Here is a 15,622-nt window from a genome sequence, read left to right as displayed (position 1 = left end):
CAGAAGACAAACTTCTTGATAGCCTAATTTTACCGTCAGCGCATATTCAATGCGGATAACAAGCATGTTCAACCAAACAAAGGGCGTGCCGATGGGTTCTGGCAAGCAAGCACCCGCCTTGTTATTTGCCGCCGTGCTGGTCCTTTCGGCCAGTTTCTTTCTGCCCGGTATCGTCATGTCGGACACGATGACGAGATGGGCGGGCGTGTACACGGTAGTGGGCCAACTTGATATTTGGTGGGGTCTCGAGCTATGGCTCGCCCCAACGATGACCTGGTTCATGTTGCCATTCGCCGCAACGGGTCTCGGTCCGCCATACTTCCTCCTCGCGCAGATTGCCTACCTGATGTTCGGCGGATTCGCCTGGATCCATTTTTCGTCCGGCCAGCGGCCTTGGTGGGTCGCCATGGTGTTCATGATTCCAGTGGTCTTCGTCTTCGCGAGTTTCATCGTTCCGGACGTATGGACGCTAGCTGCGATTTTGGTTGTCGTGGGTTGCTTCCATTCCTTCGAGCGGCATCGACGGGTAATCCCTGCCGTTGTATTTTTATTCTCTTGCGTTGTTCTATTCGGATTTCGACAAAATTCTCTGGTTCTTGTGCCCTTCGTTTGGTTTTTTATTGTGCGGCTGAAGGGGCCGACGAAGGGAGTGAAGGCGGCATTCATCGCGATTACGATCGGAGCCCTGGCAATCATTAAATTCGTTCCGCCCATAGTAGGCTTCGAGGGACCGGACAGCTCCGCGTCTGCGCCCGCGTGGGAATTGGTTGGGGCGATCAGATTGGCTAAGGAAAGTGGCATGCCGATGGATCCGACATTGACACTCGATGGCATCGCGGATACGGATATCGCGGCACGTCGGCATTCGTTCGTAACGATCGACACCTTGATCTGGGGAGACGATGCGGCTGTATCAACCACCGCCATAATGCAACACTCCGCCGAGATTAAGTCGCGTTGGTTGCAGATGGTTATTAACCACCCCATCCTTTATGCAAAAACAAAAATCAGGATTTACGAATGCATGATCGGGTTATGCCCCGGCTATCTTCCTGTCCGCATAGCCTGCGTCACACCGTGGCCGCTGCTCAATGGCCACGTCCAAACTTGCGCATCCACAACTTTCGGTCCCAGGGCGCTTGAGACTCTGAATCGAGCGCAAGAGGTCTTCGGAATACTATTGCTTCCCGTCCTGTGGATCCCGATTTCTGCGGTAGTGATGTTTTTGAGCTGGGGCAGATACGGTCGCTACGATAAGATATTGATCACCCTGGCGGCGGCTTATCTAGGAAGCTTCTTTGTGCTTAATCAAGCCGCGACTTTTAGGTATCTTTTTCCGACGTACGTTGTATTTGCAGCGTACCAGATTCGCTTTTTACTTAGCCTGCCAAAAAGTTGGGGTATTCTGAAGCATGCCCGGCAAGGCGATGTCCACAATTAGCGAATGCCAAGCCCACTTGCCTATGTGTGAGATTCCGATTCCGGTCTGCCAAAAGCTACCCTCTGGAAAGACGGCGAGGAAGTGCGGCAATACGCGAAGAACGACCGGTCGCTGCAAATCTAAATCGCGTGAGGATTGTCCGCCAGCCAACGTGCGAACCGGGAGATGCCTTCAATAAAAGGCACTTGGGGTGCCCAACCGAGCGAGCGGTACGCAGCTGAAATGTCCAATACATTGGAAGGGACGTCAAACGCGCGAGGCGGCAGATACTTTCGATCAGCAACGCGGCCGGTCACCGACTCTATAGACTCCAGAAGTTCGTTTACGGACACTCCGATACCCGAGCCAATATTAAGTACCCGCTCTGGCGTAGCTCCCGGATCAATGCTCCGGATTAATGCGCGTGTAACGTCGGAAATGTGGAGATAATCGCGGACAGAAGATCCGTCCCCCCAGACTTCGACGCATTCGCCCCTGATGATCTTGCCAAGGAATATTGCAACTACACCCTGGTTGCCGCGCGTCAGTTGCCGCTCGCCATAAGGATTGGCCAAGCGCAACACCTGGTATTCCAGACCATGCAAGGTGCGGAACATTTCCAGGTACTTTTCAACGGCTAGTTTGGTAATTCCATACGAGCAGATGGGATCAGTAGGGTGGTTTTCCGGGATTGGCGTAAATCGAGGATTCCCGTACACCGTGCCGCCGGAAGAGGTAAAAACGATTTTCTTGACGCCTTTATCGACGGCAGCGTTCAGCAGGCGAACGGTGCCAATAAGATTGCTCTCGATGTCATAGCAAGGATCTCCATTCGACGACTTCGGCAGGGTTGTGGAAATCAGGTGGTAGCAGATGTCGCAGCCATCCAACGCCGACCTCACGTCGTCCAGATTCTCAAAATTTCCATCGAAGTACTCGAGCCCCTCGCGAGGTTCATGATGGCCGGTATGCAGGCGTCCAAAACTACGAACGCGGTGTCCCGCCGCGAGCAGGCCATCTACGAGATGAGAGCCCACAAAGCCGCGTCCACCGAGCACGAGGCAACGAAGAGGCGTCGTATTGTCAGTCATCGCTTGAACCATTTGTCGGCCTTAAAAGAAAGAACCAGCCGGATGATTCTCGCCATGAAAGGCCTTGAGGCCAAAGCCTTCAGACGCATCAAGTCGCCGGCACTGAACTCCGTCGCAACCGCAGTGCTTTCTGCAGCAGTAATCGCGCCATCGCCGATATATCCGATGGCTGGGTAGGTCATGGTGGGGTTGTTCCAAAGGTAGCCGGGGCCGTTGGCATTCATCAGCATAAAAAGTTCGTCACCAAACCGCTTATAAATCGCCGGGTTCTTCTTGGCCATCTGCTCATACATATAAAGAACAGTGCTCCGCCGGAACTGTCGCGCCATGGAGTTGTGGCGCACTCGATAGTTTACGAGCGGTTTTGGAATGGATACGCCCTTGTAGCCGAGGCTGGCCATCCGAAGCCATGCCTCAAAGTCCTCCATTCCGAACATCATCTCTTGATCATTAATGCCGGCTTCCAGGAAATCTTTTTTGCGCACAACCTGGAACGCTGCGAGCATATTGGCCGCCAGAAAGTAAGGAAACTCAGTGTCGAAATTGAGCCAGTATCCCTCGCTTTCACCCACATAATTCAGCCATGAGTACACAAAGGATACGTTGTGGAACCTATTCAGGATATGCGCGCATTGAGAGTAATAGGTCGGCATGACGCAGTCATCTGCGTCCAAGAATGCGATGTACTCGCCCGTCGCGGCGCGAGCGCCAACATTGCGGGCGTTGGCTAGACCGCCATTCTCGATGTCCAGAATGCGGATATGTGGACTTGTCTGGCGTAGTTTAGCCAACAGCTCAATGGCGTCAGAGTCGGTACTGCCGTCATTCACTATGACGATCTCGATATCCTGATAATCGCTGGCTGCGACACTGGCCAGCGTCTCGGGGAGGTATGCAGCCAGGTTGTAGAAGGGTACGACAACAGAAATCCGTCCTGAAACGCTAATCGGGTCCTCGGATTCGACAGGTGCAGGTCGATCGACCTTGACGTCCTCGTGCGCGAATGGATACCTCGGGGCATTGGACTCGGAGCTCGCGATCGTGCGAGCCAAATGCTGTGTCCGCTGCTGGATGAAGTTGGACACCGAGCACAGTTCCCGGATTCTCGTCCTGCCATTGGCCCCAACCGTCTCCAACTGTGCTGGCGAGCAAGCCAGCGCTTGCTGAATGGTTTCTTGAAAGCTATTGGGCTGATCCCAATCAAACACCCATCCGCAAGACGAGCCGGGCCCCACCATCTCCGCTTGACCGCCGGACTTCGAGACAACGACTGGCATTCCCAGTTCCATGGCCTGCATGCAGACGTAGGGATAGTTTTCGTATATCGACGGCACGACGACGACGCGCGCTGAAGCGAAAATCCCGGGCAACTGGTCCGTCGGAACCGGCTCCGACAACGTGAGCAGTCCATCATCGATGAAAGACAAATATCTACTCTGGATATAAGTTTTCATGCTGATCTGCTTGGGGGACCAATGCGTATCGCCTCCCACCATGCGTAGACGTATCTTGTGCCCAGCCTCCCAGAGCGTTTTGAATGCGCTGAGAAGCTGAACTACTCCTTTTCGATACTCCAATCTTCCAAGGTAAACGCAGTCGAATTCCGGCGTGCCGGTCGAGGCGTTGCGGGGTTCAGACTTCGTCTGAAAGTGGGGATACGGGATGACCTCGATTGGCTTGTCAGTATGCTGCTGTATCTTGTCTTTCAGGAACTCCGAAGGACTAAGCACGGCGTCAGCCGCTCTCAGGCAAAATTTTTCACATTGCCCCAACCAATAATTGGGAAAGAGATAAGAAGGCTCCTGGTTGACCTGGGCGAGTTCAAAAACTGGCGTATGGGAATAGATGACAATCCTGGTGGAAGCCAACTCACGCGCGCCCGCCAGCTTTTGTTTCAGCAGGAAATACGCCATCGCGCCGTAGTCCTGGACCTCGATCATGTCAGGGGTGATTCCCGATGCCCTGATCCGACTGATGATTTCCTCGGCGATGCAGTATGACATCAAATGCCAGTATCCAAGTGCAGCCTGTAATTTAGGCTCCGCCACCACTGGCACGCGAACAAGGTCAAACCGGTCTTGGAGTGATTCCTTGCTGACGTCGGCCTGCCCAGGATTCGCCCGCGTAAACACCGTGACCGAATGCCCGGACTCTGCCCAGGCCAAGCCGGCCTCTCGGCAGTAAGTACTAATTCCGCCCCCGTACATGGGCGGAAATTCGGACGTTACGATCCAGACGTTTAGACTCTTCATTTATGATCAATCCGATTATTTTGAAATTTCAGTACGCGAGCGGCCAACATCTCGTAGGCATCAAACGAATTCAAGTGGCTGGTGCACAAGTCGTGCCTTGATGCAGCCGCATCTGAATCGAATTCTCGGCTTAGCGACCTCTTAATTGTTTCATCAGCGCTGAGCGGTTTTCCTCAAGATCAGCAATATACTGACGCAACTCGGCAATCTGAGTCATCTGCTCATTGCGGCTTTGCTCTAGCGCTACCACATACTTCTTTGTTTCGGTCAACTGTACGGCCTGCGATGCCAAAGCACCACTGTAAGTATTATCTTTGGACCGCCCGAGCAACTGGTCCTCGAGCCTGAGAGCAAGTGAAGTCAAGCGCTCAATCTCGGAGAGGTAGTCGTTTACCGCATTTGTAAAGAAGGCCGCAGGCGAGTTTTTCAGCTTGTCCGCGTACTTATCTGCCGCCAATATTCGTCCACAGAATAGCATTGCGGTCGACGTCTCGCGCAGAACAAACGGAGCCGGGGTCAAGTTGGCCGCAGAAAAGTACTGTGCCATGGCACTCTGCACTTCAACGGCTGTTTGCCGCCAGATTCGTCTGGCAGCAGTGAGGTCCCCATCCACCGCTTCCAAAAGGCCGAGCAAATATCCAGCCTGTGCAGGCTTGGTGAGCAATGTAACGCTGAAGCTTGCGACGTTCGCATCGAGCACCCATTGAAGCTGTCTTTTTGCCGCTTCACGGTGGCCGAAACTTAACGAGAGTAGCGCTTGAACGTATGCAAGAGAAACCTTCCAGCGCAGGACGCTCGGGTTGTTTGCGGAATCAACAGCCGTAATATATCGATCAATTGACTCGCTAAGCGCATCCTCAAGGACTGCCTGTCGATTGAGGGCGAGATAGGCGAGTACACAAAGTGCGGCTCCCGCATCCGGACCGTCCGGAGCACATCCGTCGAGCGTCTGCCGGGCCCACTTTTCCCGAAGCAGTGCATTCGAAGTTCGAGACCCCATCGCCACCAGGCTTCGGATTAACCATGGATTAGCGTAATCTCGAGAGAACGCCAATGCGTTGCCCGTTGAGAGGCACTCTTCGCTGCTGTAGCTCTTGTCAATATAAGGGACATCGCCGCCAGATATCGGAGACTTGGCGGCAACCGCCAAAAGCCACTCAAACTCGACGTCCTCGTTGCGACCGAGAGGAATTTCTCGAAGCTGACGGGGGCGCTTTTCCCACTCGCATTTTCCGTTTGCGAGTTTCACCCTATCGGCAGTCTGGCCGAACAGGTGTTCCACGTCAAAATAGCCTTCCATCTGGGAGGTGAATTTAGGAAGGTCGTAAACGTGGAAATGATATGGATTAGGGTCCTCGCCCGTCTCGTCGCTCCAGTCATTAGGAACGCTTGAAATAATTCTTCCGCCAGGACTCAGAATTCGGTGGAATTCCTTCAGGAGGTCGACGGGGCGTTCCACATGTTCCAACGTCTCAAAGCAGACGACAACATCGACGCTATTGTCCGGAATGTCGTGCAGACATTCGGGAAGAAAGCCTTCAGAAAACGCAATGGATTGGTCTTGACCGTAACATGTATTTGCGTACGCGATGGCCGAGGCGCTACCGTCGATCCCCCGGAATGATGACCCGGCGGTCAGACCTTTCAGAGTATATGTGCCATATCCAAGGCCACACGCGGCATCCAGCACGACATCGCCGGGCCTGACATACTTTGAGGCGAAGTGGTAACGTCCGACGTGCGCATCTGAACGAGTCCCAGTATCTCGGAACATATCCATATGCAGGCTGCGCTCTTCATCCAAGGAAGAAAGAGGATACGCAGCCTCAGCGGCTTCCGGCATGCGCTCGAGCAATATGCAGATCGAAGCGCCGTCGTCATTCAAGCCCTCATAGTCATTCACTGCGTAGTACGCCGGATGCTTCCTGAAGCCGACCTGGAAACACATGCGCTCCCACCATGCGCGATTTTGAACGGTCAAGCGAGCTGGACCCTGTTCAACGTGGGTAGTCGCCACTTGGAGCCAGACATAACGCTGAGCCACGCGGCGGATCTCGGACAGTGCTTGCGCGATGTGGTCGGTGTGCAAGTATTCCAGGTAGTCGACGACGAGGACAGTACCAAATTCGTTGTCTTGAAACGGCAATGGCGCAACCGGGCCGGATTGGGCTGCGTCTGCGATTCCGTCGGCGCCGTCAGCTGCAGCCGCTGGGGTCTGGTTCAGGCCAACAGCCTCTACGCCCTGCTTCAGTAATTCCGCCACGTGAGCTGAACTGGTTTTGCCGAGGCTCAAAACCTTCGACATTCCGCATGTACGAATCACACGATCGATGCCCCCAAGTGCTGTGGGCTTGCTGTGTGACACTTCCGCTAGGGGTGCCTTTTTATTTACCATGATGCATTCATCCTCAAATCCGCCACCCCACCAAAAAAGTTCTCGTCACGATTCATCAAAATCTGGAAAAAAGCGGCTTCATCGATCCAATGCAACATGCGTTGTCCCATGTAGTCCGGGGTTTCTTCATGGGTTACCGTTGCCTGAATTTCGTATAAATTCATGCCCAGCGGTGAATCACACGAGAGCTCGACCGTGAAAGCCTCGCCAGCAGAAAATTTCTGATCCCAGAATAGCGGTGCAGAGGAGGCAGATGCCCTGGATCGCATGTCCTGGTTTAGCGTGCCCCACGAGTAAATCTTGATGCCTTCCTTGTTTCTGATTCTCACACCGACGTTCAAGTTGGTAATGGGACTCGAAACTTCGCACGAAATCCGTATGCGAAGCGTGTCGCCCGGGAAGAATACGGTTGATTCCTGCCCGTCGCCGTTCAAGGTTTCCACCTTTACGATTGTGACTTCTCCATCGCCAAAGGTGAGCTTGTCGGAGCGCACTGAAGGGGCCGGCGCTCCTGCGCCTTCATCTTGGGGTTGATCCGAAGCGGCTCCCGGCGCCGCTGGCGCTATCGCAGCCTGGGCCTTGGCTGCAAGTTGCTTCGTGGCTGCGGTGAAGTACGACGATTCTTCGTCGTGAAGTTGGCGTCGGTACTCCAGGACCACGTCGGAGGATTTCCCCCACGTGACGGTCCGCCCCTGCTTAAGGAGGAGCGCGCGGCTGGTAAGTGTCCGGACGCTTTCCTGATCATGAGAGACGAAAAGCAATGTCGTTCCATCGGCTACCAGCTTTTCGATACGCCGGAAACAACGCTTCTGGAATAGCGCATCGCCAACAGCCAGCGCTTCGTCGACCACCAGGATATCGGGTTCAACCTGTACCTGGACGGCAAAGGCCAACCGAATCAGCATGCCGCTTGAATAAGTTTTTACCGGCTGATCGAGAAAATCGCCGATATCCGCGAACGATGCGATGGCGTCGAATCTTTCGTCGATCTGTTCGCTATTCAATCCGAGCAGGGCGCCGTTCATATAGACGTTTTCTCGGCCAGTGAATTCAGGATTGAATCCTGAACCCAGTTCGAGCAACGCCGCAATACGGCCCGTGGTTTGAACGCTGCCCGCTGATGGCGACAGCGTGCCGCAAATCATCTGCAGCAGGGTGGACTTGCCGGACCCGTTGCGCCCCAGAATCCCGACACTTTCGCCCTTCTTTACTTCGAAGGAAACGTCACGCAGCGCCCAAAACTCCTTGAAGTAGTGGCTAGGCGGCTTTCCCATCGCGCGTTGGACGTGAGGAATGAAAAACTGCTTCAATCTATCCCGGGGTGAGGAGTAGATTTGATAGCATTTGCTAAGATTCTCTACCGTAATTGCAGTATTAGAGGACATCAGCAAATCCCTTCCGCATTTTTTGAAACCAGGCAAATCCCAACCATGCAATCAGGGCGGCTATAAGTGTATAGACACCGTATTGCAGCCACTCGGGAGTCTTTCCCCAGATCAGGGCGTTCCGCACCGCTTCAACGACGGGAGTCATCGGGTTCATTACCATGAACTCCTGATACTGGGCAGGTAAGGCAGAGATCGGGTAGAAAATCGGCGATAAAAACATCAAGGCCATGGTCAGAATGCTAATCACCTGGCCCACATCTCGCAGAAAGACGCCTAGTGATGCCAAAATCCAGGTAATTCCCAAGGTGAAGAGCAAGAGGGGAAACACTATTATGGGCAAGAGCAATGCGGTCGCTGGTGGAATCCCTAGAAAGATAAGATAAAAAAGCAACCAGACGCTCATGCTGATCAGAAAGTGAAAAAGAGCAGCCCCAAGGGCGACGACTGGCAGGATTTCCAGGGGGAAAATCACCTTCTTGACGTAGTTCGCATTCGCCAAGATCAGACTGGGCGCCCTGTTGAGCACTTCGGCAAAGAGGTTGAATACCATCAGGCCCGCGAACAAAATTATCGCGAACTGCGTTTTCGATTCACTTCCGCCCGGCCACCTCGACTTGAATACCACGCTGAACATGAACGTGTATACGAGCAGCATGAAAACCGGATTGAAGAATGACCAAACGATTCCGAGAAAAGAACCCTTGTATCGGCCAAGGACGTCGCGCTTGACCAGTGTCTTGATCAGGCTGCGGTTTTGCCAAAGACTTTTGGCCAGTGCAACCGGGCTGCCGCTGTTACGTTGCATGTTTACTCGCGAAATCGTTGTTTGAACCGTACCCCGCAGGGTTCAGATGCTGCCAGCGCCAGTGGTCCACGCACATATCCTCCAGATTCCTCTCGGCGCGCCACTGCAAAATAGACTCGGCTTGCTTGGTACTGGCGTAGCAAGCTGCAACGTCGCCCGGTCGTCGAGGGAAAAATTCGTGCGGAATCGCTTTGCCACTGGCTAGCTCGAACGCACGCAGTACCTCTAGGACGCTATATCCTCTGCCTGTGCCCAAATTGAGCTCGATGCATTGCGATGGCGTCGGGGTCGCTATCGCTTTTACGTGTCCAATGGCCAGGTCGACGACGTGTATGTAGTCTCGCACGCCCGTGCCGTCCGCTGTGGGATAGTCGTTGCCCCAAATATTCAGCCTGTCACGGAGCCCAATCGCAACCTGGGCAATATATGGCATCAGATTATTCGGCGTATCTTTCGGATCTTCGCCGATCAGTCCGCTTTCGTGGGCGCCAACGGGATTGAAGTACCGCAAGATGGTGATATTCCAATCCGGATAGGCTCGGAAGTGGTCGCGCAGCATATCTTCAGCGACCAGTTTGGTACGACCATAAGGATTCGTTGCCGACAGCGGATGCGCCTCGTCGATGGGCAGCAATTGCGGTTCGCCATAGACAGTCGCCGATGAACTGAAAACCAGTTTCTTTAAGCCGACCGCCAGCATCGCCCTCAACAATGTGAGGGTGCCTACGACATTGTTGTGGTAGTACGCCAAGGGATTGGTGACCGACTCACCAACGGCCTTCAGTCCGGCAAAGTGGATCACAGATTCGCATTGAGAATGCTGCAGGGCTCGCGTCAATGCGTTGGCGTCTGTAACGTCGCCTTCTATGAATTCGATACTCGTGTTCGTAATGCGCTCTACTCGCTCGAGCCCCAAGCGGCTGCTGTTTGAGAGGTTGTCATATACGAATACTTTATGGCCTGCCTGCAGCAATTCCAGGCACGTATGCGTGCCGATGTAGCCTGCGCCGCCAGTCACAAAAATCGAACTCATTCGAATAATTCCGATGAATTAAAGGGAGTCCCCTGGTCGTCGGATTTCGACAGTATTGGATGACTGTCAATCGGCCATTGGATATCCAGTGCTTCGTCATTCCACGCGATGCAGCGTTCATGCTGAGGCGCGTAATAGTCCGTGGTCTTATATAAAACCTCTGCTGTGTCCGACATGACCAGAAATCCATGTGCGAAGCCCTGCGGGATCCAAAGCTGGCGCTTGTTGTCGGCAGACAAAATCTCCCCAACCCATTTTCCAAATGTCGGCGACGATCTGCGGATGTCCACCGCAACATCGAATACTTCCCCGGATATCACCCGCAGAAGCTTTCCTTGTGCGTTCTCAATCTGATAGTGCAGGCCTCGCAGCACGTTCCTCACTGACAAGGACTGGTTGTCCTGAACGAATTCGACCTTTTGGCCGATAGCGGCCTCGAAATTACGATGATTGAAACTCTCAAAGAAATATCCGCGCTCATCCTGGAAGATCCTGGGTTCAATGACCTTAACTTCTGGAATTTCTAGAGAGAAGGCTCTCATCAGTATATCCTTTCAAGGAGGAGGCGCTTCAGGTATTGGCCGTAGCCTGTTTTTTGGAGGGGCGTGGCCAATTCGTCTAGTTGCTCGCCAGTAATCCACCCCTGCCGATAAGCAATCTCTTCTGGACACGCCACTTTCAGGCCCTGGCGGTTTTCCAGGGTTGAGATGAACTGGCTCGCTTCCAGCAGTGATTCGTGCGTCCCGGTATCCAGCCAGGCATACCCCCGGCCCATGATTTCGACGGAGAGGTTGCCTTGTTCAAGATAGGCGAGATTGACATCAGTGATTTCCAGTTCGCCGCGCGGTGATGGTTTTATCTGCTTGGCGATATCCACGACTTGCCGATCATAGAAATAAAGGCCGGTCACGGCATAGTTGGATTTGGGTGCCGAGGGTTTTTCTTCGATGGAAAGAACTTTGCCGTTGGAGTCGAATTCCGCCACTCCGTAACGCTCGGGATCGTGCACATGGTATGCAAATACGCTCGCGCCAGCGGAGCGCTCATTAGCGCTGGCGAGCAGGCTTGCAAAGTCGTGGCCATAATAAATATTGTCGCCAAGCACGAGCGCAGAGGGCGAGTTATTCAGGAACGATTCACCGATGATGAACGCCTGCGCCAAGCCATCCGGAGAGGGTTGCACTGCATATTGCAGGTTGAGTCCCCACTGTTCCCCAGAGCCCAACAGCTGTTGAAATCGCGGGATGTCTTGCGGCGTTGAGATGATCAGAATGTCCTGAATTCCCGTCAGCATCAGGGTGCTGAGGGGATAATAGATCATCGGTTTGTCGTAGACAGGCAGTAATTGTTTGCTGATCGCAAGCGTGGCCGGATGCAGGCGTGTGCCGGACCCTCCGGCCAGAATGATGCCTTTACGTTTCATAGGGGATACTCCATCGATGTCGTCATTTGATCCACGGTGCGGTTCGCATGGACAGTCCAATCGGGGAACTGGAGCAGCAACGCATCGCTCAGCGCGGATGTGCCCAGGCGCGAATTCTTGGGACGGCGCGCGGGCAAGGGGTAAGCTTCCGTGGGGATGGGCCGGATCAACTCAGGCGTAGCTCTGATCCTCGCACCGTTCGCGGCAGCACGGGCGACGATATGGCATGCGAAGCCATGCCATGTAGTTTGCCCCGCAGCGGTCAGATGATAAATTCCAGTGTTGCAGAGCCCTTGGCGATGACCCGTAATGGCAAGCGCGGTTACGTCGGCGATCAGTTCCGCAGAGGTCGGTGCGCCATACTGGTCGTCGACGATGTTCAATTCATCACGTTCCTTGGCCAGGCGCAATATCGTCTTAAGGAAATTGCTTCCGTGCGCGGAGAACACCCAGCTCGTTCGAAGGAGCAGGAATCGGCAGCCGCTGGCCACGATAGCCTCTTCCCCTTCGCGTTTGGTGCGCCCGTAAACGCTCAGCGGGTTAGTGGTATCCGCTGGTTCGTAGGGCGAAGCTTTGGCGCCGTCAAAAACATAGTCCGTTGAATAATGCACTAGCAGCGCATCGCGTGCTCTTGCATACTGTGCGATCACTGACACGGACTCCGCGTTGATGGCGTGCGCCATCTCCGAATTGGCTTCTGCCTTGTCGACAGCGGTGTAAGCGGCGGCGTTGACGATCACGTCCGGCGAGTGTGCTTCCAATACTTCGAGCAAGGTCGTCGGCCTAGCGAGGTCGGCCTCTGCGCGACCCAACGCGATCAACTCGCCCAGCGGAAGCAGCGTGCGCTGCAGTTCGATGCCGACTTGTCCGGTCTTACCCAACAAAAGAATCTTCATAAGGATCCTAGATTCGATTGAGAATCGCCGCGATCAATAGTCCGAGGTTGCCAAGCGGAGTCTGTCGATATATTCCAGAACGCCAGATTCCAAACACGCGGGGGATCAGGCTGCGCTTGCGTGCCGAGGTGAACCGTTCGAACGTAGACAGGTTGTCGCGCGACAAGCTGGCGATAATGGGCTCCAGCGCGACAACATGCTGATCTGTCCATGTCTTCAAATGGCCTCGGAACAGCTTACCGATCCTCTCAATCCGCGCGCGTACACCAGTGTTGGCGCCGATCAAGTTCTCCGCGTGTTGTCGATAAAGTAACGACGGGGTGGGGTCGTAAAAAACTTTGCCGCCGCAGCCGCTAACCACGATATAGACCCACCAATCGTGAGCGGCAATCTTCACGTCAGGACCGGCCGCTTTTAACAACTCGCGCGCCGCGTGGTTGAAGACCATAGTATTGCCGCCGGCCACGTTCTGGACCAAGGCGTTTCTGAAGGATGGCGGACGCGTGAACAGTGGCGAGTACCCGAGCTTTCCGCCTCCCTCATCGACCAGTTCCGTCCTCGTGCAATATAACGCTGGAACGTCCGAGGGGACTGTGTTTAGCCATTGGACAGCCCGCTCAAGCTTGTCAGCGTGCCAGAGGTCGTCTTGGTCCGACATCGCATAATAATCAGCAACGATTTCTTCGCGGCAAACGAGGGACATGAAATTCGCCGCAAACCCTTTGCGTGGCCCTGCTCGGACCAACAATCGATCTGGCCCCCAAGTCTGTTGGTAGGACTTGAGGACGTCATGAGTAGTGTCCCGGGAACCGTCGTCCGATGCCCAGACAGTCCATGCCGTGTGCGTTTGTGCGCCGAAAGATTCCAGCTGCTCCGCAAGGTACGGGCCGCCTTGATATGTGCAGAGGAGGATAGCGACGTTATGGCTCATCGTGCCATCCATGAGAGATCTGGTTGAAGAGAAGCGCCCTCGCCCGCTGCGTTGCGAGCGGGTACGGGAATTGAATTGGCGAAACACTCATGTCAATATTGGCTTCACTCCTTGTGAAGGGCGAGCCCGTCGAGCTCTCAGCCGTTGTACTGGGTGTTGACCCAGTCGCGATAGGTGCCGCTGGTGATATTGCCGACCCAATCCTGGTTGGCCAGGTACCATTCCACGGTCTTGCGGATCCCAGAATCGAAGGTCTCCGCCGGCTTCCAGCCCAGTTCGCGTTCCAGTTTGCCGGCGTCGATCGCGTAGCGGCGGTCGTGGCCGGGGCGGTCCTTCACGAAGGTGATCTGCTGCTTGTAGGACTGGCCGTCAGCGCGCGGGCTGAGCTCGTCGAGCAGCTCGCACAGCGTATTCACGACGTCCAGGTTGGCCTTTTCGTTCCAGCCGCCCACGTTGTAGGTTTCGCCCAGCACGCCCTTGTCCAGCACGCGGCGGATGGCGCTGCAATGGTCCTTCACGTAGAGCCAATCGCGGATCTGCTGGCCGTCGCCGTAGATGGGCAGCGGCTTGCCGGCCAGGGCATTGTGGATGACCAGCGGGATGAGCTTTTCGGGGAAGTGGTACGGCCCGTAGTTGTTCGAGCAGTTGGTCGTGAGCACCGGCAGGCCGTACGTGTGGTGGTACGCGCGGACCAGGTGGTCGCTGGCGGCCTTGCTGGCGGAATAGGGGCTGTTGGGCTCGTAGGGGTTCGTTTCGCGGAAGGCCGGGTCGTCCTTGGCGAGCGAACCGTAGACTTCGTCGGTCGAGACGTGCAGGAAGCGGAAGTCCTGCTTTTCCTGCGCGGGCAATTCGGACCAGTAGGCGCGCACGGCTTCCAGCAGGTGGAAGGTGCCGACGATGTTGGTCTGGATGAATTCGCCGGGGCCGTGGATGGAGCGGTCCACGTGCGATTCGGCGGCGAAGTTCAGCACGGCGCGCGGTTTGTGCTTGGCGAGCAGCTCGGCGACGAGCTTGGTGTCGCCGATGTCGCCCACCACCAATTGGTGATTGGGATTGCCGGCCAGGGATGCCAGGTTTTCGGGGTTGCCCGCGTAGGTGAGCTTGTCGAGCGTGATGACGGGCTCGCTGCTTTCGCCGAACCAGTCCAGGACAAAATTCGAACCGATGAAGCCGGCGCCGCCGGTGACAATAATACTCATTCTTTATTGGATCCTTGAGCCGTGAGCGCGTTGCGCAAACCCGCTCGTTAACCCGCAATTATGCCGGAACTGGGCCTCGGCGAGCTTATAAATGAAACAGAGTGTCGGTAGCAATATTTTGAATCCCGACCTGCTTGCGGCCCCCCGGCTTGCAATTCCTCTCAGGGGTTACGTGGCCTTACGGGCGTTCGGGCTGGTCCAGAACGTGTCCCCGATATCGAGCGTCTTGTTCAGATGGCGCGCCAGCACGAACATCAGGTCCGACAGCCGGTTCAGGTACTGGCGCACGGGCGCACGCACGGCCTCTTCGCGCGCCAGGGCCACCACCGCGCGCTCGGCGCGCCGGGCCACCGTGCGCGCCATGTGCGCCACCGCCGCGGGGCGCGAGCCGCCGGGCAGGATGAATTCGCGCAGGGGCGGCAGCGCGGCGTTGTAGTGCGCCAGGCGCGCATCCAGGCGGGCGACCTGCTCGTCCGTGATGGCGGCATGGCCGGGAATGCACAGCTCCGCGCCCATGTCGAACAGGTCGTGCTGGATGGCGAGCAGGTCCGCCGCCACGTCGCCGGGCAGGGTCTCGGTCAGCAGCAGGCCGATGACGCTGTTCAGTTCGTCCACGTCGCCCAGGGCGGCGATGCGCGGCGCGTCCTTGGGCAGGCGCGATCCGTCCCCGAGTCCGGTGGTGCCGTCGTCGCCGGTGCGGGTGGCGATGACGGATAAGCGGTTGGCCATGGATGTCCCGATCTGGTGAGTCAATGAAGTAAGAGCCAGGGACCTGGAGCCAGGAGGCTT

13 protein-coding genes are annotated in these 15,622 nt (G+C 55.5%); 1 reads left to right on the top strand and 12 read right to left on the bottom strand.

Translation table 11 applies throughout. The features are described from left to right. Positions 1 to 64: 64 nt before the first annotated feature. Entirely contained in the window at positions 65 to 1,441 is a 1,377-nt protein-coding gene (locus tag BMW75_RS11615) for a hypothetical protein (RefSeq protein ID WP_092579412.1), read from the top strand. Positions 1,442 to 1,560: 119 nt separating this feature from the next. On the opposite strand, the gene BMW75_RS11610 is transcribed toward BMW75_RS11615, so the two are convergent. The 12 genes from BMW75_RS11610 to BMW75_RS11555 all read right to left on the bottom strand — a co-directional run bounded on the left by BMW75_RS11610 (position 1,561) and on the right by BMW75_RS11555 (position 15,562). Continuing rightward, positions 1,561 to 2,511 carry an NAD-dependent epimerase/dehydratase family protein gene (locus BMW75_RS11610; RefSeq protein ID WP_092579410.1) on the bottom strand — a complete coding sequence of 317 codons (951 nt, stop codon included), beginning with the start codon at positions 2,509 to 2,511 and terminating at the stop codon, positions 1,561 to 1,563. Beyond that, positions 2,508 to 4,763: a glycosyltransferase gene (locus BMW75_RS11605; RefSeq protein ID WP_092579408.1), complete on the bottom strand. Its 2,256-nt coding sequence runs from the start codon at positions 4,761 to 4,763 to the stop codon at positions 2,508 to 2,510. Before BMW75_RS11605 ends, BMW75_RS11610 begins: the two co-directional genes overlap by 4 nt. Before the next feature lie 130 nt (positions 4,764 to 4,893). Continuing rightward, positions 4,894 to 7,068 carry a methyltransferase domain-containing protein gene (locus BMW75_RS11600; RefSeq protein ID WP_175493150.1) on the bottom strand — a complete coding sequence of 725 codons (2,175 nt, stop codon included), beginning with the start codon at positions 7,066 to 7,068 and terminating at the stop codon, positions 4,894 to 4,896. Between the two features lie 83 nt (positions 7,069 to 7,151). After that, entirely contained in the window at positions 7,152 to 8,468 is a 1,317-nt protein-coding gene (locus BMW75_RS11595) for an ABC transporter ATP-binding protein (protein WP_371466971.1), read from the bottom strand. A gap of 64 nt (positions 8,469 to 8,532) precedes the next feature. Beyond that, positions 8,533 to 9,351 (bottom strand): ABC transporter permease, encoded by an 819-nt coding sequence (locus BMW75_RS11590; protein ID WP_092579402.1) that lies wholly within the window; start codon positions 9,349 to 9,351, stop codon positions 8,533 to 8,535. After that, a complete protein-coding gene (galE, locus tag BMW75_RS11585; RefSeq protein WP_092579400.1) occupies positions 9,341 to 10,384 on the bottom strand; it encodes a UDP-glucose 4-epimerase GalE in 1,044 nt (347 codons plus the stop codon). The genes BMW75_RS11590 and galE overlap by 11 nt, the downstream gene beginning before the upstream one ends. After that, positions 10,381 to 10,926, bottom strand: a complete 546-nt coding sequence (rfbC, locus tag BMW75_RS11580) for a dTDP-4-dehydrorhamnose 3,5-epimerase (RefSeq protein ID WP_092579398.1) — start codon at positions 10,924 to 10,926, stop codon at positions 10,381 to 10,383. Before rfbC ends, galE begins: the two co-directional genes overlap by 4 nt. After that, entirely contained in the window at positions 10,926 to 11,807 is an 882-nt protein-coding gene (gene rfbA / locus BMW75_RS11575) for a glucose-1-phosphate thymidylyltransferase RfbA (protein WP_092579396.1), read from the bottom strand. The genes rfbC and rfbA overlap by 1 nt, the downstream gene beginning before the upstream one ends. Beyond that, positions 11,804 to 12,703, bottom strand: a complete 900-nt coding sequence (gene rfbD, locus BMW75_RS11570) for a dTDP-4-dehydrorhamnose reductase (protein ID WP_092579394.1) — start codon at positions 12,701 to 12,703, stop codon at positions 11,804 to 11,806. The genes rfbA and rfbD overlap by 4 nt, the downstream gene beginning before the upstream one ends. A gap of 7 nt (positions 12,704 to 12,710) precedes the next feature. After that, the gene (locus BMW75_RS11565; protein ID WP_254791988.1) at positions 12,711 to 13,634 is read right to left on the bottom strand and encodes a glycosyltransferase family 2 protein; all 924 of its coding nucleotides are present in this window, start codon (positions 13,632 to 13,634) and stop codon (positions 12,711 to 12,713) included. A 137-nt stretch (positions 13,635 to 13,771) separates the two neighbouring features. After that, positions 13,772 to 14,833, bottom strand: coding sequence for a dTDP-glucose 4,6-dehydratase (gene rfbB / locus BMW75_RS11560; protein WP_092579392.1), 1,062 nt, complete (start codon positions 14,831 to 14,833; stop codon positions 13,772 to 13,774). Positions 14,834 to 15,001: 168 nt separating this feature from the next. Next, complete coding sequence (locus BMW75_RS11555) at positions 15,002 to 15,562, bottom strand: cob(I)yrinic acid a,c-diamide adenosyltransferase (RefSeq protein ID WP_092579390.1); 561 nt, start codon at positions 15,560 to 15,562, stop codon at positions 15,002 to 15,004. Positions 15,563 to 15,622 lie beyond the last annotated feature (60 nt).

Origin of the sequence: Achromobacter sp. NFACC18-2 (assembly GCF_900108985.1) — a bacterium.
Classification (GTDB): domain Bacteria; phylum Pseudomonadota; class Gammaproteobacteria; order Burkholderiales; family Burkholderiaceae_B; genus Achromobacter.
This window is presented reverse-complemented; position numbering and strand designations above follow the sequence as displayed.

Excerpts from the sequence above, each read along its gene's own strand:
- BMW75_RS11615 (WP_092579412.1), top strand. The coding sequence starts at position 65 with ATGTTCAACCAAACAAAGGGCGTGCCGATGGGTTCTGGCAAGCAAGCA.
- BMW75_RS11610 (WP_092579410.1), bottom strand. The coding sequence starts at position 2,511 with ATGACTGACAATACGACGCCTCTTCGTTGCCTCGTGCTCGGTGGACGC.
- BMW75_RS11605 (WP_092579408.1), bottom strand. The coding sequence starts at position 4,763 with ATGAAGAGTCTAAACGTCTGGATCGTAACGTCCGAATTTCCGCCCATG.
- BMW75_RS11600 (WP_175493150.1), bottom strand. The coding sequence starts at position 7,068 with ATGTCGAAGGTTTTGAGCCTCGGCAAAACCAGTTCAGCTCACGTGGCG.
- BMW75_RS11590 (WP_092579402.1), bottom strand. The coding sequence starts at position 9,351 with ATGCAACGTAACAGCGGCAGCCCGGTTGCACTGGCCAAAAGTCTTTGG.
- galE (WP_092579400.1), bottom strand. The coding sequence starts at position 10,384 with ATGAGTTCGATTTTTGTGACTGGCGGCGCAGGCTACATCGGCACGCAT.
- rfbC (WP_092579398.1), bottom strand. The coding sequence starts at position 10,926 with ATGAGAGCCTTCTCTCTAGAAATTCCAGAAGTTAAGGTCATTGAACCC.
- rfbA (WP_092579396.1), bottom strand. The coding sequence starts at position 11,807 with ATGAAACGTAAAGGCATCATTCTGGCCGGAGGGTCCGGCACACGCCTG.
- rfbD (WP_092579394.1), bottom strand. The coding sequence starts at position 12,703 with ATGAAGATTCTTTTGTTGGGTAAGACCGGACAAGTCGGCATCGAACTG.
- BMW75_RS11565 (WP_254791988.1), bottom strand. The coding sequence starts at position 13,634 with ATGAGCCATAACGTCGCTATCCTCCTCTGCACATATCAAGGCGGCCCG.
- rfbB (WP_092579392.1), bottom strand. The coding sequence starts at position 14,833 with ATGAGTATTATTGTCACCGGCGGCGCCGGCTTCATCGGTTCGAATTTT.
- BMW75_RS11555 (WP_092579390.1), bottom strand. The coding sequence starts at position 15,562 with ATGGCCAACCGCTTATCCGTCATCGCCACCCGCACCGGCGACGACGGC.